Source organism: Pseudomonas sp. E102 (assembly GCF_052660185.1).
The window spans coordinates 4,241,083-4,266,369 of sequence record NZ_CP084025.1 but is presented as its reverse complement, the minus strand read 5'-3'; the positions used below and the strand labels follow the sequence as shown (position 1 = coordinate 4,266,369).

Genomic DNA, 25,287 nt, shown 5'->3' with positions numbered 1-25,287 from the left:
GATCCGCATGCCAATACCTATTCCTGCCATTGCCGACCCCGGCATGACGCCGCGGCCTGAAAGTCGCGGCGTCCACTTCGACCTGCTCAAGCAGCGAGTTCCCGATTGGTACATCGGGGCCGCCCTGCGGCGCCAGCAAGCGTTGAGCGACCACGACCTGGAACTCCCGGCCTGGTACGCGAAGGCTTCCCACGCAACCCGAATCCGTCTCAAGGAACAGCATGCGCGCTACCGCGACAGCTTGAACCTGATCGACAGTGCCTTGGGCAGCATCGAGGACATCCGGGCCTTTGCCAAACCGCTACTGACCCAGGCCATCCAGGAGGAATTCAAGCGAACACTGGACGTGGAGGCGGTTTATTACGCGCGCCAGTACGGCCTCAAGACACGCAAGGACCTGGGCAGCACGCTGCTTCACCGTCTGACGGGAGAGGCCTGGGATACCTACGAATATCGAGGCGCTTCGTTGTTGGAAACCGCGCTGGCGAACTTCGAACCCGACGAAGAGCTTAAGCTCGATTGCGACGGCTGCCATGTCATCACCACCACGTCACTGTCCGCCAGTGGTACGGCTAAGTCCACGCTGGAAGCCGTCCGGGCGGGGGCATTGCCAATCGCCCCGCACGCCTTTGCCAGGCTGTGCCGCAAACTGGACCTCGGACGGCGCTACCAGCAACACATTCGCGCCATTGCCCGACCCGCTGACGACGACGCTCGCAAGCGGCTCGACCAGCAACTGCGTGATCACCACAAACAATCGTTGGCGCTGAGTGTCGAAGTCGCCTGTGCCAAGGCGGACATCAGCCAGGACACGTACCAGATGTTGCAGCAAGTGATTGGCAATCACGACGGGGTCATGCTCGACGGGCGGCCGGTGACATTCACTTCGCTGAAAATCTTCGACGTCGAACTGGTCGGCCCGCTGCTGATCGGCCCCGACCGCGAAAAGACCCGGCGCCTGGAGCGAATGGTGGCGTATCTCCCGGGCGATCCCGAGCACCCGCTCAAGGAATACGCGTCCAGTACCGAGTTCATGATTGAACTGCGCCGACGCCTCCATGGCATCGCCTATCGGCGGTTCTTCAGTCGCTTTATACCGCTGAGCCAGCAAGGGACTTTTTTCAAGCAGTTCGACCAGCTCTACCAACCGTCTCCCCAGGCCGATGCGCAGTCCGACTATCCGCTCAAGCCCTCGTTGAAAAATTTGCGCATGGCTTCGTCGCCCATCACCGGCGCCCTGTGGGAAGCCTTGCGCCGCGAACAACTCCAGAAGATCGAGATGGACGCGCGAGCGGTGGCGGTGCCCACCGCCGATGAAGACAAGGTTGCCCGTCTGGCGCGCCTGGAGAGTTGGAAGAACACGGTGATCGACGTGCTCAACCAACTGGCGTTCGTGGTGCCCGCGTTGGGGCCGCTGATGCTGACCGTGGCGGCCGTGCAGATGTTCGAAGAAGCGTTCGAAGGGATCGAGGCGTTCGAGCAGGGGGAGACTAAGGAGATGTGGGCGCATTTTTCCAGTGTGGCGCTCAATACCGCGTTTATCGCCGCGGGCGCCAAAGTGCTGCCCAAGATCCAGGCATCGGTCCGGGTGGATCAATTGGAGGCGGTGGAACGGCCCAACGGGCAAGCACGTCTCTGGCAACCGGACCTTGCCCCCTACCGCAGCCCATTGCGCCCACCGGAGGGCGTGGTCCCGGACGCCCAAGGGCTGTACCCAGTGTCGGGTCGGACGATCCTGCCGCTGGACGATCAGTATTACGAGGTGCAACAGGATCCGGTCACTCACCGTTATCGCATTCGCCATCCTTCCCGGCCGCAGGCTTATCAGCCCAAGTTGACCCATAACGGCAGCGGCGCCTGGAGCCATGAGCTGGAGCGGCCGCAAGGCTGGCAAGGAACAACGCTGATGCGCAGGCTCGGCCATCGCCTCAAGGACTTCAGTGATGTCGAGCTTGACCAGATCCGTATCGCCAGCGGCATCACGGAGGACGCGCTGCGACGCCTGCACGTGGAAGGCGAGCCAATGCCCGCTTTGCTGGCCGATACCATCCAGCGCTTTGACCTGGCCCGACACGTCGACATCTTCATCGGCCAACTGCAGAGCGAGGAACCGTTGCAACAGGACCAAGCCGATCCCATGACCCAGTTGCACCTGCTCGCCGGCTACGGTCCGTGGCCCAGCGGGCTGAGGTTGAAGGTGGTGGACGGGACGGGCAAGACGCTTTGGCAATACGCCCGACCTTCGGGCGGGGCGGCTCCAGTTCGCGATGTGATCCTCCCCGAGGAGAAAGTACGCACGCCATCGGTGTTAAAAAATCTGATCGAGGTCGTGGACGCGGCCGGTAAGGACCTGCTGGCCGGTACGAGCCCGCCGATCGCCAAAACGAACATGGAGGCTCGAATCCGCCAGTTCAGAAAGAACCTCGCCGAGGTGGCGAGGCTGGAAAAGGCGAACCTGCTGAGCGATTACTATGCCAGGCATCAAGTACCGGACGACGCTCGTGTCACACTGATCAAATCCCGTTTCCCCTCGGTCCCGACCGTGGCCATTGAACAGATGATCGCCCACGCCAGCACCGCCGAACTTCGGCAGATGGCGGCCTGGAATTACACCGACGCCACCCAGACCAAACCCATCCCGCTGCGTATTGCCGAGGAACTGCGCCATTGCCAGCGAGCGGTGCGATTGAACCGTGCCTATGAAGGCCTGTACCAGCCGGCGCTGGCCACGGCGGACACGCCCCGGCTGGCGCTGGCGACCCTCCAGACCTTGCCCGGCTGGAGCGACACGGTGCGCATCGAACTGCGTGATGACCATGGGGCAGGCAACTTGATCGACAGCATCGGGCCAGTGGACGCGGAACAAACCAAGGTGGTGGTCAGGGACGGCGACCGCTACAAGGCCTTTGATGACGGGGGCAATGAGTTGAGCCATTGGGGCAATGTCTTTGACGCGTTGCAACACGCCCTTCCGGATGCCGAGCGAGCAGCCATGGGGCGTCCTTCGATCCATCACGCCGCTTCGCTGGAAGCGGCGATCGGCGCCACGCCGTTGGAACGCAGCTCGCTGGCGCGGGTATTGAAGATGCAAACCACCCGATCCTCGTTCCGCTCACCGATGCGCCTGGTGTCGGGCAAGATCGGTTACCCGTTGAGCGGGCTGCGAGGGCTTTTGGGTCTGGGGCGTTCGCCGGAAAGTCGAGTGCTGGAGTTGTACCCGAACTTCACGAATGAGCAAGCCCGGGCGTTGGTGCGTTCCTTGGGCGAGGGCGCCGTGGCGGAACTCAAGCGCCGCAAGGTCGAGCTGGACATGCTTGAACGCGACCTTGACCGTTGGGCCAGTGCTACCACATGGATCGACACCGGCGACGATCGCGTCCAACAGGTGCCACTAGCGCGCAAACGTGGGGTGGCTGAGCAAATCAAGCGCTGCTGGAGGCGCCAGACGCCGACCGTGCGTACATCCGAAGGCCGCACCGCGGGGTATCAGCTTGACCTGGGCCGGTTGAGTGTCGGGCACCTGCCCGATCTGACGGCCGATTTCAGTCATGTGGCGTCGCTGAGGTTGGGAGGCATGGCGTTGACGCAGCAGGCCTGCGAGAGTTTTCTCTCGGGGTTCTCCGCGCTTCGCTGGCTGGACTTGTCCAATAACCGATTGACCGAGATTCCCCCCGCCGTGGAAACGATGAATGGCTTGACCAAGCTGTTGCTCGTAGACAACCACATCAGCCTGACGCCCCGAGGCGTTGAGCTCTTGGAGGGACTTGCCCAACTCAAAGTCCTCGAGCTGACGAACAACCCCGTGGGCCGACTGCCGGATTTTCGCCACATGCGCGATCTGCGCGGCTTGGGGCTCAAGGGCACCGGGATCGACACCTGGCCCGTCGGCCTGCAAGGCTTGCCGCTGGAGTTCGTTGATTTGCGCGACAACCGGCTGACCGACGTTCCGGACGAACGGGTCGCGCCAACGGCCGAGAACGCCCATGCCACGGCCCGCGTCAACGGCGTGACCTTCCTCCAGGGCAATCCACTGAGCGAAGCGACCCAGCAGCGCCTGGGTGATTACTGGGCCGGCCTGTTGCAGGACCATCCTGAGTGGGTGACCGTGCGTCAACACGGGGCGTTTGGCCACGCGGCCACGGGAACGGCAGCCAACGTGCAGCAATGGCTGGAAAACCTGCCCTCCGGCCAATTATCGGAAAAACGCGCGTTGTGGCAAAGCCTGGCGAGTGAGCCGCAATCCGGCGAATTCTTTGAACTGTTGAGCCGCCTGGCCACCTCCTATCAGGGCGAAGAAAACTACGCTGACCTCCAGTTGCGTGTCTGGCAAATGCTGGAAGCCGCCGCTGGTTCCACTGAGCTGCGTGGGGAATTGTTCGAACTGGCGGGAGCGCCGGCATGCGAAGACCGCGCCGCGTTGTCGTTCAGCTATTTGGAAATCCGATTGATGATCCACAACGCCAAGGCCGCAGCGAGCGGCGAGGAAGAAGCGACAACGTTGATCAGGCTGGCGAAGGGTTTGTTTCGTCTCGACGAAGTGGAGCGCATCGCGCTCCAGGATATTCAGAAACGACGTGACGCCATCACTGTCCGGTCGGACCTGACGCCCGCCCAGAGAGCCCGGCAACTGCAGAACATAGAAGAAGTCGAGGTGCGCCTGGCCTACCGCGTGGGGCTCAGGGACCGGCTGGCGCTACCGGGCCAGCCCGAAGGCGGGCGATTTATTCACATGGGTAACGTCACCCCGCAGATGCTCGATGACGCGGCGAAGCAGATAATGGCGCTGGATGATTCGCCCCGCCTGCTGCAGTCGATCGTCGGACGGGAGTTCTGGGTCGACTTCTTGAAACAACAGCATCAACCGGCCTTCGAGACCTTGGCTGACACGCTGGTTATCCGGCAGCTTGAACTCGATGAGGCGAAAGCGGCGGGGACCCTGGAGGAGGCTGACCATGCCAGCCAATCCGAGGCACTGGGCTTGCAGCACCGGGTCAAGGAGGCGGAGCTGGTCCAGTCGTTGACGGAGCAACAACTGGAGGCGCAGGAAAGTACCGACCTGTAGGGCGGACCTGGGTCGAGGATGCGGTCACTGCGATAGGGGGCACCCCCGTCATGACTCGTCGAAAAAGCGATAAATAGTTACCGCATCCAGGCTGCCGGCAAGGGATAGGCTCGGGTTTTCCAACCTCAAGGACGACCCGATATGCCAGACCCTACAGCCGCCAAGACCGATACGCCCCCGACCTCCCAGGAAAAGGGCGAGCATTACGATTTGCTCAAGGGGCGCATTCCCGATTGCTACATGAACGCCACCGTGCAGCGCCAGCAGGCGCTGCGCGATCATGAGCTGGACATTCCACATTGGTACCTGAACGCTTCCCACCAGACCTTGGCCAGCCTCAAGAACAGCCACGCGCAGTACTGCAAGATTTTCAACCAGGTCGACTATGCGCTGGGCAACGTCCAGGATATACGGGACTTTGCCGACCCCTTGCTCACTCAGGCCATCCAGCAAACCTTCCGGCGTACGCTCAAGGTCAGGGAGGTTTATTTTGCCCGCAAATTCGCCGTCAAGACACGTACCGACCTGGGGGCCAACCTGCTCCACCGTCTAACGGGCGAGGCCTACGATACTTACCAATACCGGGGCGGCTCGCTATTGGAGGTCGCGCTGGCGAATTTCGAGCCTGACGAAGAACGCAAGCTCGACTGCGATGACTGCCATCTGATCACGACGACACCGGTGTCTGCCGATGGCACCCTGGCCCATACCCTGGAATCGGTGCAAGCGGGGAAGTTGCCGATCGCCCCTGGAGCGTTCATCAAGTTGTGCCGCAAACTGGACTTGGGGCGCCAGTATCAGGAACACGTCAAGGCCATTGTGCAACCGGACGATAATCAGGCCCGCGAGCGGCTGGACAACCAGCTGCGCGAGCACCACAAGCAGTTGTTGGCAATCAGTACCGAGATCGCCCAGGCCAAGGGCGACATCCGGCAGGAAACGTACCGCATGCTGCAACGGGTGGTCGCTGATCAACCGGCAGGCGAACTGGACGGGCGCGCGGTGACGTTCACGTCGTTGAAGGTCTTTGACATAGAGCTGGTCGGCCCTTTGCTGATCGGGCCGGAGCGCGAGAAAAGCAACCGCCTGGAGCGCGTCGTGGTGTACCTTCCCGACGATCCTGAACACCCGGTGAAAGAGTACGCCTCCAGCGTCGAGTTCATGGTCGAGTTGCGGCGCCGCCTGCACCGTATCGACTACCGTCGCTTTTTCAGCCGCTTCGTGCCGCTGGGTGAGCAAGGCGCGTTTTTCGAACGCTTCAATCGCCTCTTCAAGCCCGCGTCGCAGGGCGATGCCAAGGGCGACTTCCTGCTCAAATCGGATCCGCCCAGGCTGCCGATGAGCGCCTCCGATATCCGTGGCGCCTTGTGGGAGACGCTGCGTCAAAATCAATTGCGCAAGATTCTCCAGGACGCGCGAACGGCGGCGGTGCCCACCGGTGATGAAGACAATAAGGCGCGTCTGGCGCGCCTGGAAAGCTGGGAAAACACGGTCGTCGATGTGCTCAACATGGCCGCGTTCGTGGTCCCCGGGCTCGGGCAGGTGATGATGGCGGTGTGGGCGTTGCAGATGCTGTACGAGGCGTTCGAAGGCGTCGAGGCGTTCGAACAGGGTGAAATCAAGGAAATGTGGGGGCATTTTTCAAGCCTGGCGCTCAACGCGGCGTTCATGGCAGCGGGCGCCAAGGTGCTTCCGCGCATCATGCCCTCCACGACGGTGGATCAGTTAACGCCCGTCACCTTGCCCAATGGAGAACCGCGTCTTTGGCGCCCCGACCTAACGCGCTACCAGAGCGCGCTGGAGCCGCCCGCGAACTCGGCGCCGGATGACCTGGGACTGCACCGTGTCAACGGTCGCGACGTCTTGCCGTTGGATGAAAGCCACTACGAAGTCCGGCAGGAACCAGCCACCGGGCGCTATCGCATTCGCCATCCGGCCCGACCCGATGCCTATCAGCCCGAGCTGACCCACAACGGCAGCGGGGCCTGGAACCATGAACTGGAGCAGCCGTGGACCTGGGAGGGAGCGACCCTCATGCGCCGGCTTGGCCACCGCGTCAGGGGTTTTAGCGACGTTGAGCTCGAACAGATACGTACCGTCAGCGGCACCAGCGAGGATGCGCTGCGGCGCATGCATGCCGAGGGGGAACCGGCTCCTGTCTTGCTGGAGGACACGATCAAGCGCTTCAGTATCGCGCGCCAGGTGGATGATTTTCTCCTGCATATGCACAGCGAGGATCCGCTGGAGTATGAAAAAGCCGATTCGATGACCCAGCTGCATTTGCTCACCGGCTACGGTCCATGGCCCAAAGGCTTGAAGCTGAAGGTGATCGACAGTTCAGGCAAGGCTCTTTGGGAGTACGCCCCGCGATCCGATGAAGTGTCTACCGTCCATGAAGTCATCGTCAGTGATCAAGAAGTTCATTCCTCGGCATTTCCTGAAAACCTGATCAAGGCCGTGGATGTGGCGGGGAGCGATTTGTTGGCCAGCACGCGCCCGCCGATTGCGAAAACCGACATGCCCGCGCGGGTCCAGCAGTTTCGCAAGAATCTTCTAAAAGTGGCGGTGCGTGAGAAAAGCCAATTGATCAACGACCACTACGCCAAGGGCGATGTGTCGCAAGATCCACGTGTCAGGCTGATCAAATCCCGTTTCCCTTCGGTTCCGGCGGCTGCCATCGACCAAGTATTGACCCACGCCAGCCCCGCGGAAGTCGAGCAGATGGCGGGCTGGGACTACACCGATGCCACACAGACCAAACCCATCCCGCTGCGCATCGCCGAGGAACTGCGTCACTTCCAGCGGGCGATCCGTTTGAACCGGGCCTATGAAGGCCTGTACCACGAGAGCCTGGCCATGGCGGACACTCCCCGGCTGGCGTTGGCGACGCTCAAGAGCTTGCCAGGCTGGAGCGATACGGTACGCATCGAACTGCGGGAAGATTTCACCTCAGGGCGGTTGATCGACAGTATCGGGCCGGAGGACTCGACCCAGGTCAAGATCCTGGTCAAGCGTGACGGTCTCTATCAAGCCCATGACGACAGTGGCAACGACCTGAGCGGCCAGGGAAGCTTCTATACCGCCTTGCAACATGCCCTTCCGGACGCCGAGCGCCAGGCCATGGGCCGCCCCTCGATTCATCATGGCGCGTTGCTGAAGACGGCTATCGGCGCGGCGCCGGTGAGGCGGGGTTCATTGGCAAAGGTCTTGAAGATGCCGGCAGTCAAACCGTTGCTCGTGTCGCCAATGCGCCTGGCCTCGGGCAGATACGGCTATCCATTGGGCGGGCCGCTGGAATGGCTGCGCCTGGGCCGGTCGCCGGAAAGACGGGTGCGAAATTTGTTCCCCGATTATTCCCCTCAGGAAGCCCGGGTCTTTGTGCGGGAATTGGGCGACGGAGCGGCCGCGGAGATCGGGCGCCTTGAAACCGAGTACCGTACGTTGCGCAACGAGCTGGACCGTTGGGTCGCTTCCACCGAGACGGATGAAGGGAACGACGATTTATCGGCGTCATGGCGACGAGTCAAGCAAATCACCGCCGATCGTATCCGTAAATGCTGGAGACGCCAGTCCCGGGCCATCATCGTGGTCGACGGCCGGCGTGTCGGGTATGAGCTTGATTTGAGCTGGATGCATCTGAGGTCGTTGCCGCAACTGTCGGCTGATTTCAGTCACGTGACCTTCCTGAAACTTTATAACATGGGTTTGTCGCAACAAACCTGCAACGGTTTCCTTACGCGTTTTCCTGCCCTTCGTTGGCTGGACATGAGCCATAACAACCTGACCGAAGTGCCGGAGGCGTTGGCGGCAATGCCCCGTCTGAGCAACCTCACGCTGGCATCGAACCAGATCGGCCTGACGCCGCGAGGTGTTGAGATCCTGGCCGGCCTGCCCGCCATGGAATTCCTTACCCTCAGCGACAATCCACTGGGTCGTTTGCCGGACTTCAGCACCATGCCGGCCCTGACGGAGCTGTCGCTTCGAAATACCAGGATCGACACCTGGCCCACGGGCCTGCTAGAACAGCCGCTGGAGGAACTGGACTTGCGCGCCAACCAACTGACCGAAGTGCCGGCACACGTGATCGATCCGCCCGCCGACCAGGCCCACGCCACGGCCCGGCTCAATGGCGTGACCTTTATCCAGGGTAATCCGATGAGCGAGGCGACTGGGCAGCGCTTGCGGGAATATTGGGCGAATCTTCAGCAGGCCCATCCCGAATGGGTCGCGCCGCGCAGGCCAGGAACACTCCAGCTGGCGGCCAACGCTGTGGTGGGCATGCGGCCAGACGTGCGGCCATGGCTGCGTGATCTGCCGTCCGAACAACGGGAGGATAAAAAGGCCCTGTGGCAGAGCCTGCAGGCAGATCCGTTATCCGGGGAGTTCTTCCAGTTGCTGAGTCGGTTGATCGGGTCCTATCAGGACGTGGCTGACTATTCGGACCTGCAGGCCCGCGTCTGGCAGATGCTGGAGGCTGCCAGGGATTCCACTGAATTGCGTCGTGAGCTGTTCGAACTGGCCGGCGAGCCGGCCTGTGAAGATCGGGCTTCGTTGTCATTCAGCAACCTGGAAATAAAGATGATGATCCACAACGCCAAGGCCCTGTCGGTGGAAGGGGATGAGGCTGCCACGCTGATTCGCTTGGCCAAGGGATTGTTCCGGCTGGATGAAGTGGAGCGGATTGCCCTGCGGGACATCCAGGGGCGCCGTGATGCAATCAACGGCCGTGAGGGGCTCACCGCCGCGCAAAAGGCCGAGCTGATCAGGCTGATCGAAGAAGTCGAGGTCCGCTTGGCCTATCGCACAGGGCTCCGGGACCGGCTGGAATTGCCGGGGCAACCGAAAGGTGGACGCTTCACCAGCCTGGGCAACGTCTCCAGCGCCATGCTCGATGCCGCGGCCGCCGAGGTGTTGTCCCTGGACGACTCGCCCCAACCAATGCAGTCACTGGTGGGCCGTGATTTCTGGATCGACTATTTGAAGCAGCAATACGCGGCAGACTTCCAGGCATTGACCGACGCCCTCACTGAGGATCTGCTGGCGCTGGATGAGCAGAAAGCGGACGGAACCCTGGAGGAAGCGGACTACAACATTCGAACCGACGCGCTGGGCTTGCAGCAAAGGGTCAAGGAAGCGGAGCTGATCCAGTCGTTGACCCAGGATGAACTGGATTCGCCCCAGGAGAGTACAGACCTGTAAGACGAACCGGCGACGAGGGCACTCGCCTCTCGCCGCCGGCCTCTGCTCAAAACAGGAAATAGCGCTGCGCCATGGGCAACACATCAGCCGGTTCACACCACAACAGCACGCCGTCGGCCTTGACCTGATAGGTCTGCGGGTCGACGTCGATGCTCGGCAGGTAGTCGTTGTGGATCAGGTCGGTTTTCTGCACGTCGCGGCAGCCTTTGACCACGGCGATTCTTTTCTTGAGCCCAAGCTGTTCCGGCAGCCCGGCCTCGGCGGCGGCCTGGCTGATAAAGGTCAGGCTGGTGGCATGCCGCGAGCCGCCGTAGCTGGCGAACATCGGCCGGTAATGCACCGGTTGCGGTGTCGGGATCGAGGCGTTGGCGTCGCCCATCAGGCTGGCGGCGATCGCGCCTCCCTTGAGAATCAACGTCGGCTTGACCCCAAAAAACGCTGGTCGCCACAGCACCAGGTCGGCCCACTTGCCCACTTCGATGGAACCCACTTCATGGCTGATGCCGTGGGTGATCGCCGGGTTGATGGTGTACTTGGCGATGTAGCGCTTGATGCGGAAGTTGTCGTTGCCTTCGCCGTCGCCGGGCAGGGCGCCGCGTTGCTTTTTCATCTTGTCGGCGGTCTGCCAGGTGCGCGTGATCACTTCGCCAACGCGGCCCATGGCCTGGCTGTCGGAGCTGATCATGGAGAAGGCGCCGAGGTCGTGGAGGATGTCTTCGGCGGCGATGGTCTCGCGTCGGATACGGCTTTCGGCGAACGCCACGTCCTCGGCGATGCTCGGGTCCAGGTGGTGGCAGACCATCAGCATGTCCAAGTGTTCGTCGATGGTGTTGCGGGTGAACGGCCGGGTCGGGTTGGTGGAGCTGGGCAGCACGTTGGGGAAACCGCAGGCCTTGATGATGTCCGGCGCATGGCCGCCACCGGCGCCTTCGGTGTGGTAGGTGTGGATGGTGCGGCCCTTGAACGCGGCCAGGGTGGTCTCGACGAAACCGGACTCGTTGAGGGTGTCGGTGTGGATCGCCACCTGCACGTCGTACTGGTCGGCCACGCTGAGGCAGTTGTCGATGGCCGCCGGCGTGGTGCCCCAGTCTTCGTGCAGCTTCAGGCCGATGGCGCCGGCCTTGACCTGTTCGACCAGCGGTTCCGGCAGACTGGCGTTGCCCTTGCCGGTGAAGCCCATGTTCATCGGGAAGGCATCGGCGGCCTGCAGCATGCGCGCCAGGTGCCACGGCCCGGAGGTGCAGGTGGTGGCGTTGGTCCCGGTGGCCGGGCCCGTGCCGCCGCCGATCATGGTGGTGACGCCGCTCATCAGGGCTTCTTCGATCTGCTGCGGGCAGATGAAGTGGATGTGGGTGTCGATGCCACCAGCGGTGAGGATCATGCCTTCGCCGGCAATCACTTCGGTGCTGGCGCCGATGGCGATGGTGACGTCGGGCTGGATGTCCGGGTTGCCGGCCTTGCCGATGGCCGCGATGCGTCCCTCTTTGAGGCCGACGTCGGCCTTGACGATGCCCCAGTGGTCGATGATCAGCGCGTTGGTGATCAGCGTGTCGACGACCTCGGCAGCCAACAGCTGGCTCTGGCCCATGCCATCGCGAATCACCTTGCCGCCGCCGAATTTCACCTCTTCGCCGTAGGTGGTGAAATCCTTTTCCACCTCGATCCACAGCTCGGTGTCGGCCAGGCGGACCTTGTCGCCGACGGTGGGGCCGAACATGTCGGCGTAGGCTTGGCGGGAGATTTTCATGTGCTTGCCTTGAGATTCAATTGAATGTTGAAGCCGTTCGCTGCGCTCACTCATCGCGAGCAAGCTCGCTCCCACAGTTTGATCGCGGTCCCCTGTGGGAGCGAGCTTGCTCGCGATGGGGCCAGAGCAGACACCGCATGACCTAAAGGTCGCCCATGATCCGCCCGGCAAACCCGAACACCCGGCGATGCCCGGCCAGGTCCACCAGTTCTACCTCTCGGCTCTGACCCGGCTCGAAGCGCACGGCGGTGCCGGCCGGGATGTTCAGGCGCATGCCACGGCTGGCGGCGCGGTCGAAGGCCAGGGCGTCGTTGGTCTCGAAAAAATGAAAATGCGACCCGACCTGGATCGGCCGGTCGCCGCTGTTGGCGACCTTCAGCGTCACGGTGCGGCGGCCGGCGTTGAGCTCGATATCGCCGGGCTGAACCTGGTATTGGCCTGGAATCATTGCGGTTGTCCCAAAGTCTTGTAGTAGATGGCGGTCGGGGTATAGGTCCCGTCCGGGCTCTGGCAGTAGTCGGGCAGTTCTCCGACGCGGGTGTAGCCCATGGCGCGGTAGAACGCCTCGGCTTCGGAACCGGCCTCGGTGTCGAGGTACAGCAGCCCACGCTTGTGCTGACGGGCGCCGAGCTCCAGGGCGCTCATCAATTGCTGGCCCAGGCCCCTGCGACGAGCGTCGCCGCGCACCAGCAGTTTTTGTACTTCGGCACGGTTGAGGCCGTTGGGCTTCTGGCACAGGGCGAGCTGGACGCTGGCCTGTACCTGTTCATCCTTGACCACCACCCACAACAGCAGGTGACCCTGATTGAGGCTGGCCTGGACTTCGTCGAAATAAGCCCTGGCCTGTACGGCATCCAGGTCGGCCATGAACCCCACGCTGGCGCCATGACCCACGGCGTCGAGCAACAGGTCGACCAGGCCCTGGCGATAATGCGCAAAGCTTTCAGCGTGGATTCGACGCAACTGGGCGGCGTTCATCGGTATCACTCCTTGTCCATGGCGGGCGGTGGCGCCCCGGGGTCGAGGACCAACTGCATGAAGGTCAGGTCCAGCCAACGGCCGAACTTGGTGCCCACCTGGGGCATCTGCCCGGTGGTGACGAAACCCGCCCGCTCATGGAGGCGAATCGACGCCGCGTTGCCGCTCTCGATAGCGGCGACCATGACGTGCTTGCCGCAGGCCCGGGCGCGCTCGATCAGGTCACTCATCAGCACAGGGCCAAGGCCCTTGCCGCGCTGGTCCCGGCAGACGTACACCGAATGCTCGACGGTGTGGCGGAAGCCGTCGAACGGCCGCCAGTCGCCGAACGAGGCATACCCAAGCACGTTGTCCTCGGCATCGATGACCACCCGTACCGGGTAGCCCTGGGAGCGCCGGGCACTGAACCAGGCCTGGCGATTGCCCAGGTCCACGGGCTGCTCGTTCCAGATCGCCGTGGTGTTGAGCACGGCATCGTTGTAGATGTCGCGGATCGCCGGCAGGTCGCGGTGCTGGGCGTCTCGGATCTGATAAGTCATGCCGTTGCCTCAGACGATGGGTTGGTGGACGGTTACCAGTTTGGTGCCGTCGGGAAACGTCGCCTCTACCTGGATTTCCGGGATCATTTGCGGGATGCCTTCCATCACCTGCTCGCGGCTCAGCAAGGTGGTGCCGTAGTGCATGAGCTCGGCCACGGTCTGGCCGTCGCGGGCGCCTTCGAGCAACGCGGCGGAAATGTAGGCCATGGCCTCTGGGTAATTGAGCTTCAAGCCCCGGGCCAGTCGCCGCTCGGCGACGAGGCCGGCGGTGAAGATCAGCAGCTTGTCTTTTTCGCGTGGGGTCAGGTCCATGTGCAATCCATAAGGGGCAGATAATTTTTTTCGCAGTAAACACCGATCCCTTGTGGGAGCGAGCTTGCTCGCGATGGCAATCGAACATTCAACATAATGGTTGGCTGATACACCGCTATCGCGAGCAAGCTCGCTCCCACAGGTAAAAGCAAATTCAGGTGCTCCAAATTCTAGGTGGCACAGCCTCTCGACCAAGCAACGCCGGGCGCAGGAGCCGCCACAACTCAATCAACCACCCCCGCGCCAACAATGCCTCGCTCGCCAGGCAGCGTGCCACGACCAGGCCGGGCAGTTGGGTCAGGTCGCCACGCACGGCATGGTCCAGGGAGCGGCAGCGCTCCAGCAGCTCGCTGTCGATCTCGCCGGTCACCAGCAAGGTGGCTAACACCGGGTCGCCGCCCAGGCCGATGGGGGAGTCGAGCAACCCATCGCCACCGGCGATGCGCTGACGCTCGTGCCAGAGCAACTGGCCGTCGCGGCGGATGTCCAGCCACGACTGAAAGTGTCCCACGTCGAACCGCTCGCCGCTGGCCGGCCGACCGAGGGCAACGATGTCCCAGTAGAACAAGCGGGCGTCGCCTTGCAGATCGATGTTCGTGCTGAGTTCGGCCTGGGCCGCGCTGAAGACGATGGTTTCCTGGGGCAGCCATTCCAGGGTCGCGCCGGGGGCCACGCTCAGGCTCAGTTGCTGGTACGCCGGGCCGGCGGCGCGGTACCACTTGGCCGCGCCGGGGCTGGTCAATTGCGCCCAGGCGCCCTGGCCGACCTGGGCCGAAATGTCCAACCGATCCCCACCGGCAATGCCGCCGGGCGGGTGGACGATGATGTGCTGGCACACCTCGGAACCTTCGGCGTACAAGTGCTTCTGCACCCGCAACGGGCCTTTGTGCCGGCGCCGGACCGGGCGCGTGCAATCACCGAATCGGGCATAGCCCAAGTCCAGCTCGGCGTGCCAGCTGGGGGTGAACAGGGCGGATGGCGATACAGGTAGATTCATGATTTTCTGATTGTCGTCGGGACGCTACAGACTAGATCGTAACCAATCCGCGCACACCCTCGGCTTCCATATTTTCTCCACGGCCCTGCTGCACGATCTCGCCCCGGGACATCACCAGGTACTGATCAGCCAGCTCGGCGGCGAAGTCGTAGAACTGCTCCACCAGCAAAATCGCCATGTCGCCCCGGGCCGCGAGTTTCTTGATCACCGCGCCGATCTCCTTGATCACCGACGGTTGGATGCCCTCGGTGGGCTCATCGAGAATCAACAGGCGCGGCCGACTGGCCAGGGCCCGGCCGATGGCGAGCTGCTGTTGCTGGCCGCCGGACAGGTCGCCACCCCGGCGTTGTTTCATCTGCAGCAGCACCGGGAACAATTCGTAGATGAAGGCCGGTACTTCCTTGGCTTCTGAGCCCGGAAAGCGCGACAGGCCCATCAGCAGGTTTTCTTCCACCGTCAGCCGCCCGAAAATTTCCCGGCCCTGCGGCACATAGGCGATGCCGGCGTGGACCCGCTGATGCGGCTTGAACGTGGTGATGGCCTTGCCTTCCCAATTCACCACGCCTTCCTTGGCCGGCAGCAGGCCCATCAAGCATTTGAGCAGGGTGGTCTTGCCCACGCCGTTGCGACCGAGAAGGCACGTCACCTCGCCGACCTTCACGTCGAACGACAGGCCGCGCAGGATGTGGCTACCGCCGTAGTATTGGTGCAGCTTGTCGACTTGCAGCATTTTCCAGATTCTCCTCAGGTCACTTGTGGGAGCGAGCTTGCTCGCGATAGCGGTGGGTCAGTTACATTGCATTCCAGCTGATCCACCGCTATCGCGAGCAAGCTCGCTCCCACATAAAAGCCAATTGCTTTCGCCTCAGCGACCGAGATACACCTCGATCACCCGCTCATCGGCCTGCACCTGTTCCAGCGACCCTTCGGCCAGCACGCTGCCCTGGTGCAGCACGGTGACGTGGTCGGCAATCGCGCCGACGAAGCCCATGTCGTGCTCCACCACCATCAGTGAATGCTTGCCCGCCAGGGATTTGAACAGCTCGGCGGTGAAGTCGGTTTCCGCGTCGGTCATGCCCGCCACCGGCTCGTCAAGCAGCAGCAGTTGCGGGTCCTGCACCAGCAGCATGCCGATCTCCAGGAACTGCTTCTGGCCGTGGGAAAGCAGCCCGGCGGCGCGGTTGACCGAAGGGGCGAGGCGGATCGTCTCGAGCACGTCGCTGATGCGGTCGCGTTGCTCGCCGGTCAGTCTTGCCCGTAGGCTGGCCCACACCGATTTGTCGGTCTTGAGCGCCAGCTCCAGGTTCTCGAACACGCTCAGGGCTTCGAACACCGTCGGTTTCTGGAACTTGCGACCGATGCCAGCCTGGGCGATCTGTACTTCGCTCATGGTCGTCAGGTCGAGGGTTTCGCCGAACCAGGCCTTGCCGTGGCTGGGACGGGTCTTGCCGGTGATGACGTCCATCAGCGTGGTCTTGCCGGCGCCGTTGGGGCCGATGATGCAGCGCAGTTCGCCGACGCCGATGTACAGGTTCAGGTCGTTCAGCGCCTTGAAACCGTCGAAGCTGACGCTGATGTCTTCCAGGGTCAGGATGGTGCCGTGGCGGGTGTTCAGGCCCACGCCGGCGGCCCGGCCGAGGCCGATGGCGTCGCGGCTGCTGCCTTGGTCCCGATTGGCATCGAGAGGGGGTTCAATAATCGGTTCGAGCATGAAATCCGCTGTCGGTGTGATTTTCATTGTTCGCCCCTTTTCTTCAACAGCCCGATAACGCCTTTGGGTAGATACAAGGTCACGACGATGAACAGGGCTCCGAGGAAGAACAGCCAATATTCCGGAAACGCCACGGTGAACCAGCTCTTCATGCCGTTGACCACCCCGGCGCCCAGCAACGGCCCGATCAGCGTGCCGCGCCCGCCGAGGGCCACCCACACGGCGGCCTCGATGGAGTTGGTCGGCGACATTTCGCTGGGGTTGATGATCCCCACCTGCGGCACGTACAGCGCCCCGGCCAGGCCACACAACACCGCGCTCAACACCCAGACGAACAGCTTGAAGCCACGGGGATCGTAGCCGCAGAACATCAGGCGGTTTTCCGCGTCGCGCAGGGCGGTCAGCACCCGGCCGAACTTGCTGCGAGCCAGGCGCCAGCCGATGAACAGGCTCGCCACCAACAGCAGCACTGTGGCAAAAAACAGCACCGCGCGGGTGCCCGGCTCGGTGATGCCAAAGCCCAGGATCGAACGGAAATTGGTGAAGCCGTTGTTGCCGCCAAAGCCGGTCTCGTTGCGGAAAAACAGCAACATCCCGGCGAAGGTCAGGGCCTGGGTCATGATCGAGAAGTACACGCCCTTGATCCGCGAGCGGAAGGCGAAGAAACCGAACACCAGCGCCAGCAAGCCCGGCGCCAGCACCACCAGGCACATCGCCCAGAGGAAGCTGTCGGTGCCGGCCCAGTACCAAGGCAGCTCGGTCCACGACAGGAACGTCATGAACGCCGGCACGCCATCGCCGGCGGCTTGGCGCATCAGGTACATGCCCATGGCGTAGCCGCCCAGCGCGAAGAACAGGCCGTGGCCCAGGGAGAGCAAGCCGGCGTAGCCCCAGACCAGGTCCAGCGCCAGGGCGACAATGGCGTAGCAGAGGATCTTGCCCACCAAGGTCAGGGTATATGCCGAGACATGCAGCGGGTTATCCACCGCCAACAGCGACAACACTGGCAGGCTCAGCAGCACGGCGAGGATCACCGCGCCGACGGCGAGGGTGACTTTGGGTCCGGCCTTTTGCGTGGCCGTAAGCATCAGGGGCTGGTTCATCAGTCGATTACCCGTCCTTTAAGCGCGAAGAGGCCTTGCGGACGCTTCTGGATAAACAGAATGATCAGCGCGAGGATCAGGATCTTGCCGAGCACGGCGCCGATCTGCGGTTCGAGGATCTTGTTGGCGATGCCCAGGCCGAACGCGGCGAACACACTGCCGGCCAACTGGCCGACGCCGCCGAGCACTACCACCAGGAACGAGTCGATGATGTAGCTCTGGCCCAGGTCCGGGCCGACGTTGCCGATCTGGCTCAGGGCAACGCCACCGAGCCCGGCGATGCCCGAGCCGAGGCCGAAGGCGAGCATGTCCACCCGCCCGGTGGGCACGCCGCAGCAGGCGGCCATGTTGCGGTTCTGGGTCACGGCGCGCACGTTCAGGCCCAGGCGCGTCTTGTTCAGCAGCAACCAGGTCAGCACCACCACGAACAGCGCGAAAGCAATAATCACGATGCGGTTGTACGGCAGCACCAGGTTCGGCAGCACCTGGATCCCGCCCGACAGCCAGGCCGGGTTGGCGACTTCCACGTTCTGCGCGCCGAACACCAGGCGCACCAGCTGGATCAGCATCAGGCTGATGCCCCAAGTGGCGAGCAGGGTTTCCAGGGGCCGTCCGTAGAGGTGGCGGATTACCGTGCGTTCCAGGGCCATGCCGATGGCGGCGGTGATGAAAAACGCCACCGGCAAGGCGATCAGCGGATAGAACTCGATGGCGTTCGGGGCGAAGCGCTGGAACAGCATCTGCACCACATAAGTGGAATAGGCGCCGAGCATGAGCATCTCGCCGTGGGCCATGTTGATCACCCCCAGCAAGCCAAAGGTGATCGCCAGGCCAAGGGCGGCCAGCAGCAGGATCGAGCCCAGGGACATGCCGCTGAACGCCTGGCCCAGCAGCTCGCCGATCAGGAGTTTGCGCTTGACCTGGCCGAGGCTGGTTTCGGCGGCGGTGCGCACGGCGGCATCGGTTTCGACACCGGGTTCGAGCAGGTTTTCGAGGCGAGTGCGGGCCAGCGGGTCGCCGGTTTCCCCCAGCAGTCGCACGGCCGCCAGGCGCACGGCGGGGTTGGTGTCCACCAGTTGCAAATTCGCCAGGGCCAGGCTCAGGGCGGCGTGGACATCTTCGTCCTGCTCGCCGGCCAGTTGCCGATCAAGGAACGCCAGTTGCGCCGGGCGGGCGCTTTTTTGCAGCTGTTGCGCGGCAGCCAGGCGCACGCCGGCATCGACGGCGAGCAGTTGATGGCTGGCCAGGGCGGTTTCGATCAGCCCTCGCAAGCGGTTGTTCAGGCGCAGGGTCTTGGGTTGGCCATCGACGGTCAACTGGCCTTGCTGCAAGGCGTTGATCAGTTCGACACGCTCAGGCTCCGGCTGCGCGGCCCAGGTTTCCAGGAGCTTGGCCTGCTGGGTCGGGTTGGCGGCGACGAAGTCTTCGGCGTCGCCGGCATGGGCGCCCAGTGGCAACAGCAGGGCCAGGGCGAGGATGAGGCGGTAAAGGGCGGTGGGCATATGCTAGGCCTTGCGCAAACTTCTTTCTTTGTGGGAGCCAGCTTGCTCGCGATAGCGGTGTGTCAGTCACATGTCTTCTGGCTGATCCGCTGCTATCGCGAGCAGGCTCGCTCCCACAAGGGGTGTGTGTCGGCCCGGGGATCAGGGCCGACTCCCATGGGCTCAGTTGCTCTTCACCGCGTAGTCAGGCTTCTTGTCGTTGCCAGCGATGAACGGGCTCCACGGTTGCGCGCGGATCGGCCCTTCGGTCTGCCAGACCACGTTGAACTGACCGTCGGCCTGGATCTCGCCGATCATCACGGGCTTGTGCAGGTGATGGTTGGTCTTGTCCATGGTCAGGGTGTAGCCCGACGGTGCGGCAAAGGTCTGGCCGGCCAGGGCTTCGCGGACTTTGTCGACGTCGGTGGACTTGGCTTTTTCCACCGCTTGGGCCCACATGTGGATGCCGACGTAGGTGGCTTCCATCGGGTCGTTGGTCACGGCTTTGTCGGCACCCGGCAAGTTCTTGGCCTTGGCGTAGGCTTTCCAGGAGTCGACGAACTTCTTGTTCGCCGGGTTATCCACGGACTCGAAGTAGTTCCACGCCGCCAGGTTGCCGATCAAGGGTTTGGTGTCGATGCCGCGCAGTTCTTCCTCGCCCACCGAGAACGCCACGACCGGTACGTCGGTGGCCTTCAGGCCCTGGTTCGCCAGCTCCTTGTAGAACGGCACGTTGGAGTCGCCGTTGACGGTGGAAATCACGGCAGTCTTGCCGCCGGCGGAGAATTTTTTGATGTTGGCCACGATGGTCTGGTAATCGCTGTGGCCGAATGGGGTGTAGATTTCTTCGATGTCCTTGTCCGCCACGCCTTTGGAGTGCAGGAACGAGCGCAGGATCTTGTTGGTGGTGCGCGGGTAGACGTAGTCGGTGCCCAGCAGGAAGTAGCGCTTGGCGCTGCCGCCTTCTTCGCTCATCAGGTATTCCACCGCCGGAATCGCCTGCTGGTTCGGCGCCGCGCCGGTGTAGAAGACGTTCGGCGACATTTCTTCGCCTTCGTATTGCACAGGGTAGAACAGCAGGCCATTGAGCTCTTCGAACACCGGCAACACGGATTTACGCGACACCGAGGTCCAGCAGCCGAACACCACGGCGACCTTGTCCTGGGTCAGCAATTGCCGGCCCTTTTCGGCGAACAGCGGCCAGTTCGACGCCGGGTCCACGACCACCGCTTCGAGCTTCTTGCCGTTGACCCCACCCTTGGCGTTGATCTCGTCGATGGTCATCAATGTCATGTCCTTGAGGGACGTCTCGGAGATCGCCATGGTCCCGGACAGCGAATGCAGGATGCCAACCTTGATGGTCTCGGCGGCCTGGACGGTCCAGGTCATGCCCATCGCGGCAATGCTTGCCGAGAGTGTAAAAGCCTTGATCAAGCTACGACGCTTCATTGTGCGATCTCCGTGGACTTATGATTTTTAAGGGCAGATGCAAACGCTGGAAGCGCTTTTGCAAGGGGTGTGCCCAGTTGGAGAAAGGCGTTGAAACGCGGGGATGGCGGCGAGGCAGGAAAATGACAATGCACCATCAGTGACCGTATCGCGGGTGTTGGTGCAATGTGCCGCTCCGCATTGGGGCGTGGATCGGGGTTGACTCAAGGTGAAATTTTCAACTGCCCGACTATGCTGACGCTTCTGCCATTCTGAAGTAGGGGAATCCGTTTGAATGACGCTGGCGTTGCGAACCATTTTCTTTTGGACGAGACGGCTGTTTTTGACGTGCTGCCTGAAGTCAGACGGGCCGAGCATCCCCGATGGATGCATGTGACGCATTTGAGGGAAGGACGGTATTCGCTGATTCTCACCGCTGGTGAACGCCTTCGAAGTAGCACGCTGAGGGTGTCTTCTGATTCAAGGTTATACGTTCGCTTTTCGGCTGCCCTGCCCAGCATCAGTTTGGATGGGCTCACCTGTGCCTTTGTTTTTTTGGATGATGGGGCCCAAGCCGAATGTCCACTTGGCATGTTTCATTTTGGAGGAGGGCCTACGCCGTCGGAATGCAGGACGGTAACGCTGGATCTGGCTTGGTTGGCCGGCAAACGTGGCCGTCTCTTGATAGAGTGCGGGCCAGGTGCGCAGAACGATCCTACCGCCGACTGGCTAGCGATATCTGACTTGTGCATCGCCAGGGAGGAGGAGATGAAGGCCCTTCTGGCGAAGACACATCATTCAATGCGCATGAAAAACGAGATAGCGCATTTCAGTAGCGTCTACCGGAACGAGTTCTACTCCAAAGTGCAGGAACAACAGCGTGCTAATGCAATGGGCGTTGCTCGCAACGTGCGCCGATTGGATGGAATGGCTCCTGCGCCAGAGCGTGGTGCGCAGGCTGATGTTGTGATCCTCGAACCGTTCGAAGGTGAGGCAGCCTACTCCTATGCGACTCGTCTCCTGAGGGCGAATGTCCCGCAAACTCCGCCTGATTTCCAAGCGAGGCTGCGCCAGAAAGTCAGGGATCATGGGGAAATAAAAGTCTTGTCGATCTGCAGTGGCGCCGCGCGGATAGAGGCGGGCCTGTCGGCGGCTATTCCCGAAGGGGTGCAGTGGTCGCTGTTGGATATCAATGAGGACCTGCTGCAGATCGCTGCAAAGCAGTTTCCGCCAGGCATCAGCCTCGACTTGATCGTGGCGGATGCGAACAACCTGGTGCCTACCGGTGAGCAGTGGGATGTCATTATTTGTGTTTCGGCATTGCATCATTTGGTAGAGCTGGAAAAGGTCATGTTCTTTATCTCCCGCAGTTTGAAAAATGACGGCGAGTTCTGGAGTGTCGGGGAGGCGGTGGGACGTAATGGCAATCGCTTGTGGCCCGACGCGATAGTCGCTGCTGATGCGGCGTTCTCAGCCTTGCCGGCGCGTTATCGGTTAAATGCCGATACCCAGGTCGTCGATTCAGTCATTCCAGACAAGGACCACTCGATTGGGTGTTTCGAGGGGATTCGAAGCGAGGACATTACCGCGCTGCTTGAACGCTGGCTCAAGCCTGTGGATGTTTACCGTACCAACTGCTTCCTCTGGCGAATGGTCAATCTGGCCTACAGTGGAAATTTCAATCTTGAACAAGCGCAAGATCGGGCGCTGGTCATTGATATGGTCCGAGCGGAGCTTGAGCATTTTCGTCATGGAGGGCTGGGGACCGAGCTGTTCGGCGTGTACAAAAAGAAGCATCTTTTCAACGACGGCGCATCAAGCCAATGAAGAAAAGCCCGCCGATGGCCGCGGTAGCGACCCCAATCGGCAAATCCTCCGGCGCGATCAGCGTGCGGGCCGCCACGTCCACCCACACCAGGAACAGGCTGCCGAGCAGCACGCAGGCAGGCAACAACCGACGGTGCTCGGCGCCCACCAGGCGCCTGGCGATGTGCGGCACCATCAACCCGACAAAGCCGATCGAGCCGCTGATGGACACCAGCACGCCGGTCATCAAGGACGCGATCAGGAAAATCCACAGCCGCACCTTCGCCGCGTTCAGGCCCAGGGTCACGGCGGTCTGCTCGCCGGCCATCAGCGCGTTCAAGGGCCGGGCCATGCCCAGCAGCAACACCAGCCCCAACAGCACGCTGGCGGCTGGCACGGCCAGCAGTTCCCAGCGCGCCAGGCCCAGGCCACCGAGCATCCAGAACATCACCGCCGAACTGGCGCGATGATCACCGAGGAATAACAGCAGGTTGGCCGCCGCCATCATCACGAAGGACACCGCCACGCCACACAGCAATAGCCGATCGCTCTCCAGGCGACCGTGGCGGGCAGCGATGGCCAGCACCAGCAACATGCTCAGCAATGCACCGATGAACGCGGCGAGGGGCAGGGTCAGCAGGCCGATGATTTCACCGACATGCAACACCACGATCACCGCACCCAGGGTCGCGCCGGAGGTGACGCCCAGCAGATGCGGATCGGCCAGTGGGTTGCGCGTGACCGCTTGCAGCACCGCGCCGATCAACGCCAGCCCCGCGCCCACCAGGGCTCCGAGCAGCAGGCGCGGGACGCGTATCAGCCAGACGATATGTTCCTGGCCGGGCGTCCAATACACCTCGCCGACACCGAAGGCCTTGTGCAGCAACAGGTCCCAGACCACGGCCACCGGCACCCGCGCCGGCCCGAAGCCCAGGGACACCACGCACGACACCAGCAACAGCGCGCCGAGAGTCATCAGCAGGGCGGCGTAGCGACGATCGTTCATTGGCCGTGGAAACCCCGCGCCAGGGTTTGCACCGCCAGCACGTTATCGATGCCCGGGGTGGCCTGCACGTAGGGGATCACGATGAAGCGCCGGTGCTTGATCGCATCCACCGATTGCAGCGCCGGGTTCGCCAGCAAGAACTGCTGCTTCTGCTCGGCACTGACTTCGCCATAGTCGACGATCACGATGACCTGGGGGTTGCGCTCCACCACGTTCTCCCAGTTCACCCGGGTCCAACTGGTTTCCACGTCATCGAGGATGTTGCGTCCGCCGGCAGCGTCGATCAGGGCCTGGGGCATGCCCAGGCGCCCAGAGGTCATGGCGCGATCTTCGCCGCTGTCATACAGGAACACGCGCTGTCTTTGGGTTGGAAGATGCTTGCGCACCTCGGCCACCTGGGCCTGCATCGTGGCGATCAGCGCATCGGCGCGGTCCTGCACGTCGAAAATTTTCCCCAGGTTGCGCAGGTCGTTGTAGGTGTCTTCCAGGGAAGCCGGCGGACGTTTCATCACGAAGGCGCAGGATTCGGTCAACTCGTACACGTTGATGCCCAGTGGTTGCAGGGTTTGCGGGGTCAGGTCGCCGCCCACGCGCATGCCGTAGTCCCAGCCGGCGAAGAAGAAATCGACGTTGGCATCGAGCAGGGTTTCCACCGAGGGGTATTTGGCGGCCAGTTCCGGCAGGCCTTCGAGGATCTTCGCCATCTCGGGTGTCACCGATTTCCAACCGCTGATGCCGCTGTAGCCGACCATGCGCGGCTTGAGGCCCAAAGCGAGCATCATCTGCGTCATGTTGATGTCATGGCTGACGGCGTGGCGAGGGGCCTCGTTGAACACCACCTGGCGATTGCAGCTCTGGATCGTCAAGGGGTAGCGGGTGGCTTCGGCCAGGGCATGGGCACTGCCCAGCAGCAGGGGTAGCAACAGCAGCAAGCGCAAGGTCATGGTTGGGTTATCCAAGTGATTCGTGGGTAGCCGGACAGGGGATGTTCGTCCACCAGGGCTTCGACGCCGAACACCTCGCGCAACAGCTCGGCGGTGAGGACATCCCTGGGCGTGCCGCTGGCGACGATGCGCCCATGTTCGATCACGTACAGGCGATCGCAGAAGGCGGCCGCCAGGTTGAGGTCGTGGAGGCTGGCGAGGGTGCCGATGCCCAGCCCCTTGATCAGCTGCAGCAATTGCAATTGATAGTGCGGGTCGAGGTGGTTGGTCGGTTCGACGAGGATCAACAACTGCGGTTGTTGGGCCAGGGCGCGAGCAAGGATCACCCGCTGTTTTTCCCCGCCCGACAACGTGGCGAAGGCATGATCGCCAAAGCCTTCGAGCCCCGCCGATTCCAACGCCTGGAGCACCCATCTGCGGTCTTCTTCGTTGTCGCCGTCGAACAGGCCCTTGTGGGGCGTGCGGCCCATGGCGACCACTTCTTCCACCGTCAGGCCGAAGGCGTCGGGAAACTCTTGCAGCACCACGGCGATGCGCTGTGCGCACCAGCGCGAGGATTGTTGCCAGAGGTTGTGATGCTCGAGTCTGACCTCCCCCTGTTCCGGCCGGCTGAAGCGATAGGCGCAGCGCAACAGGCTGGTCTTGCCGCTGCCATTGGGGCCGATCAATCCGACAAACTCCCCGGCCGCCACCTGCAGCGTGGCGTCACGCAGCTGGAACTGGTGATGGCAATGGCCATGGCCCAGGGGCGTCCAGGCGAGATTGGAAAGGGTCAGGGAGGTCATGCGTTCACTCAAGTTATTGGCTCGCAACCCCAGTCCATTGTCGGAGCGAGCCTGCTCGCGATCGCGGTGGGTCAGCCGATTAAGATGCGACTGACCGATTGCGATCGCGAGCAGGCTCGCTCCTACAGGGGAAGGTATTCATCCTTTGGGAAGCGGGCGCGATTGTAGAGGTTTCGCGCCGCTTTTCGT

General features: G+C 62.4%; 17 protein-coding genes. 3 read left to right on the top strand and 14 right to left on the bottom strand.

Annotation, left to right across the window (positions count from 1 at the left end; translation table 11 throughout):
• Positions 1-7: 7 nt before the first annotated feature.
• On the top strand, positions 8-5,062 hold the full coding sequence (locus DOCECA_RS19385; RefSeq protein WP_445570948.1) for an NEL-type E3 ubiquitin ligase domain-containing protein: 5,055 nt from the start codon (positions 8-10) through the stop codon (positions 5,060-5,062).
• A 141-nt stretch (positions 5,063-5,203) separates the two neighbouring features.
• Positions 5,204-10,261: an NEL-type E3 ubiquitin ligase domain-containing protein gene (locus tag DOCECA_RS19380; RefSeq protein ID WP_445570947.1), complete on the top strand. Its 5,058-nt coding sequence runs from the start codon at positions 5,204-5,206 to the stop codon at positions 10,259-10,261.
• Between the two features lie 46 nt (positions 10,262-10,307).
• Here the strand turns inward: DOCECA_RS19380 and ureC are convergent, their stop codons facing one another.
• The 11 genes from ureC to urtA all read right to left on the bottom strand — a co-directional run bounded on the left by ureC (position 10,308) and on the right by urtA (position 20,578).
• Complete coding sequence (gene ureC / locus DOCECA_RS19375; RefSeq protein WP_434608025.1) at positions 10,308-12,008, bottom strand: urease subunit alpha; 1,701 nt, start codon at positions 12,006-12,008, stop codon at positions 10,308-10,310.
• A gap of 142 nt (positions 12,009-12,150) precedes the next feature.
• Positions 12,151-12,456: an urease subunit beta gene (locus tag DOCECA_RS19370; protein WP_420766241.1), complete on the bottom strand. Its 306-nt coding sequence runs from the start codon at positions 12,454-12,456 to the stop codon at positions 12,151-12,153.
• Positions 12,453-12,986 (bottom strand): GNAT family N-acetyltransferase, encoded by a 534-nt coding sequence (locus tag DOCECA_RS19365; RefSeq protein ID WP_434560911.1) that lies wholly within the window; start codon positions 12,984-12,986, stop codon positions 12,453-12,455. The genes DOCECA_RS19370 and DOCECA_RS19365 overlap by 4 nt, the downstream gene beginning before the upstream one ends.
• A gap of 5 nt (positions 12,987-12,991) precedes the next feature.
• On the bottom strand, positions 12,992-13,525 hold the full coding sequence (locus DOCECA_RS19360) for a GNAT family N-acetyltransferase (protein WP_420766243.1): 534 nt from the start codon (positions 13,523-13,525) through the stop codon (positions 12,992-12,994).
• A gap of 9 nt (positions 13,526-13,534) precedes the next feature.
• Positions 13,535-13,837, bottom strand: coding sequence for an urease subunit gamma (ureA, locus tag DOCECA_RS19355; protein WP_420766244.1), 303 nt, complete (start codon positions 13,835-13,837; stop codon positions 13,535-13,537).
• 154 nt (positions 13,838-13,991) lie between these two features.
• Positions 13,992-14,834 (bottom strand): urease accessory protein UreD, encoded by an 843-nt coding sequence (locus DOCECA_RS19350; RefSeq protein ID WP_434649081.1) that lies wholly within the window; start codon positions 14,832-14,834, stop codon positions 13,992-13,994.
• 31 nt (positions 14,835-14,865) lie between these two features.
• Positions 14,866-15,564 (bottom strand): urea ABC transporter ATP-binding subunit UrtE, encoded by a 699-nt coding sequence (urtE, locus tag DOCECA_RS19345; RefSeq protein WP_434560905.1) that lies wholly within the window; start codon positions 15,562-15,564, stop codon positions 14,866-14,868.
• 135 nt (positions 15,565-15,699) lie between these two features.
• Complete coding sequence (urtD, locus tag DOCECA_RS19340; protein WP_445570946.1) at positions 15,700-16,572, bottom strand: urea ABC transporter ATP-binding protein UrtD; 873 nt, start codon at positions 16,570-16,572, stop codon at positions 15,700-15,702.
• Positions 16,569-17,648 (bottom strand): urea ABC transporter permease subunit UrtC, encoded by a 1,080-nt coding sequence (urtC, locus tag DOCECA_RS19335; RefSeq protein ID WP_420766248.1) that lies wholly within the window; start codon positions 17,646-17,648, stop codon positions 16,569-16,571. Before urtC ends, urtD begins: the two co-directional genes overlap by 4 nt.
• Entirely contained in the window at positions 17,648-19,150 is a 1,503-nt protein-coding gene (urtB, locus tag DOCECA_RS19330; RefSeq protein ID WP_434608014.1) for an urea ABC transporter permease subunit UrtB, read from the bottom strand. Before urtB ends, urtC begins: the two co-directional genes overlap by 1 nt.
• 162 nt (positions 19,151-19,312) lie before the next feature.
• Entirely contained in the window at positions 19,313-20,578 is a 1,266-nt protein-coding gene (gene urtA, locus DOCECA_RS19325) for an urea ABC transporter substrate-binding protein (RefSeq protein ID WP_445570945.1), read from the bottom strand.
• A gap of 270 nt (positions 20,579-20,848) precedes the next feature.
• Here urtA and DOCECA_RS19320 point away from each other — a divergent pair, with 270 nt between their 5' ends.
• Positions 20,849-22,384 carry a class I SAM-dependent methyltransferase gene (locus DOCECA_RS19320; RefSeq protein WP_434701473.1) on the top strand — a complete coding sequence of 512 codons (1,536 nt, stop codon included), beginning with the start codon at positions 20,849-20,851 and terminating at the stop codon, positions 22,382-22,384.
• Here DOCECA_RS19320 and DOCECA_RS19315 read toward each other — a convergent pair.
• Genes DOCECA_RS19315 through DOCECA_RS19305 form a run of 3 tightly spaced genes read right to left on the bottom strand, consistent with a single transcriptional unit; the run spans position 22,359 to position 25,098 of the window.
• A complete protein-coding gene (locus tag DOCECA_RS19315; protein WP_434608009.1) occupies positions 22,359-23,369 on the bottom strand; it encodes a FecCD family ABC transporter permease in 1,011 nt (336 codons plus the stop codon). The genes DOCECA_RS19320 and DOCECA_RS19315 overlap by 26 nt on opposite strands.
• Positions 23,366-24,313 carry an ABC transporter substrate-binding protein gene (locus tag DOCECA_RS19310; RefSeq protein WP_445570944.1) on the bottom strand — a complete coding sequence of 316 codons (948 nt, stop codon included), beginning with the start codon at positions 24,311-24,313 and terminating at the stop codon, positions 23,366-23,368. The genes DOCECA_RS19315 and DOCECA_RS19310 overlap by 4 nt, the downstream gene beginning before the upstream one ends.
• Positions 24,310-25,098: an ABC transporter ATP-binding protein gene (locus DOCECA_RS19305; RefSeq protein WP_445570943.1), complete on the bottom strand. Its 789-nt coding sequence runs from the start codon at positions 25,096-25,098 to the stop codon at positions 24,310-24,312. Before DOCECA_RS19305 ends, DOCECA_RS19310 begins: the two co-directional genes overlap by 4 nt.
• Positions 25,099-25,287 lie beyond the last annotated feature (189 nt).

Excerpts from the sequence above, each read along its gene's own strand:
- ureC (WP_434608025.1), bottom strand. The coding sequence starts at position 12,008 with ATGAAAATCTCCCGCCAAGCCTACGCCGACATGTTCGGCCCCACCGTC.
- urtD (WP_445570946.1), bottom strand. The coding sequence starts at position 16,572 with ATGAAAATCACACCGACAGCGGATTTCATGCTCGAACCGATTATTGAA.
- ureA (WP_420766244.1), bottom strand. The coding sequence starts at position 13,837 with ATGGACCTGACCCCACGCGAAAAAGACAAGCTGCTGATCTTCACCGCC.
- urtB (WP_434608014.1), bottom strand. The coding sequence starts at position 19,150 with ATGCCCACCGCCCTTTACCGCCTCATCCTCGCCCTGGCCCTGCTGTTG.
- DOCECA_RS19380 (WP_445570947.1), top strand. The coding sequence starts at position 5,204 with ATGCCAGACCCTACAGCCGCCAAGACCGATACGCCCCCGACCTCCCAG.
- urtC (WP_420766248.1), bottom strand. The coding sequence starts at position 17,648 with ATGAACCAGCCCCTGATGCTTACGGCCACGCAAAAGGCCGGACCCAAA.
- urtE (WP_434560905.1), bottom strand. The coding sequence starts at position 15,564 with ATGCTGCAAGTCGACAAGCTGCACCAATACTACGGCGGTAGCCACATC.
- DOCECA_RS19360 (WP_420766243.1), bottom strand. The coding sequence starts at position 13,525 with ATGACTTATCAGATCCGAGACGCCCAGCACCGCGACCTGCCGGCGATC.
- DOCECA_RS19365 (WP_434560911.1), bottom strand. The coding sequence starts at position 12,986 with ATGAACGCCGCCCAGTTGCGTCGAATCCACGCTGAAAGCTTTGCGCAT.
- DOCECA_RS19305 (WP_445570943.1), bottom strand. The coding sequence starts at position 25,098 with ATGACCTCCCTGACCCTTTCCAATCTCGCCTGGACGCCCCTGGGCCAT.
- DOCECA_RS19385 (WP_445570948.1), top strand. The coding sequence starts at position 8 with ATGCCAATACCTATTCCTGCCATTGCCGACCCCGGCATGACGCCGCGG.
- DOCECA_RS19370 (WP_420766241.1), bottom strand. The coding sequence starts at position 12,456 with ATGATTCCAGGCCAATACCAGGTTCAGCCCGGCGATATCGAGCTCAAC.
- DOCECA_RS19350 (WP_434649081.1), bottom strand. The coding sequence starts at position 14,834 with ATGAATCTACCTGTATCGCCATCCGCCCTGTTCACCCCCAGCTGGCAC.
- DOCECA_RS19315 (WP_434608009.1), bottom strand. The coding sequence starts at position 23,369 with ATGAACGATCGTCGCTACGCCGCCCTGCTGATGACTCTCGGCGCGCTG.
- urtA (WP_445570945.1), bottom strand. The coding sequence starts at position 20,578 with ATGAAGCGTCGTAGCTTGATCAAGGCTTTTACACTCTCGGCAAGCATT.
- DOCECA_RS19310 (WP_445570944.1), bottom strand. The coding sequence starts at position 24,313 with ATGACCTTGCGCTTGCTGCTGTTGCTACCCCTGCTGCTGGGCAGTGCC.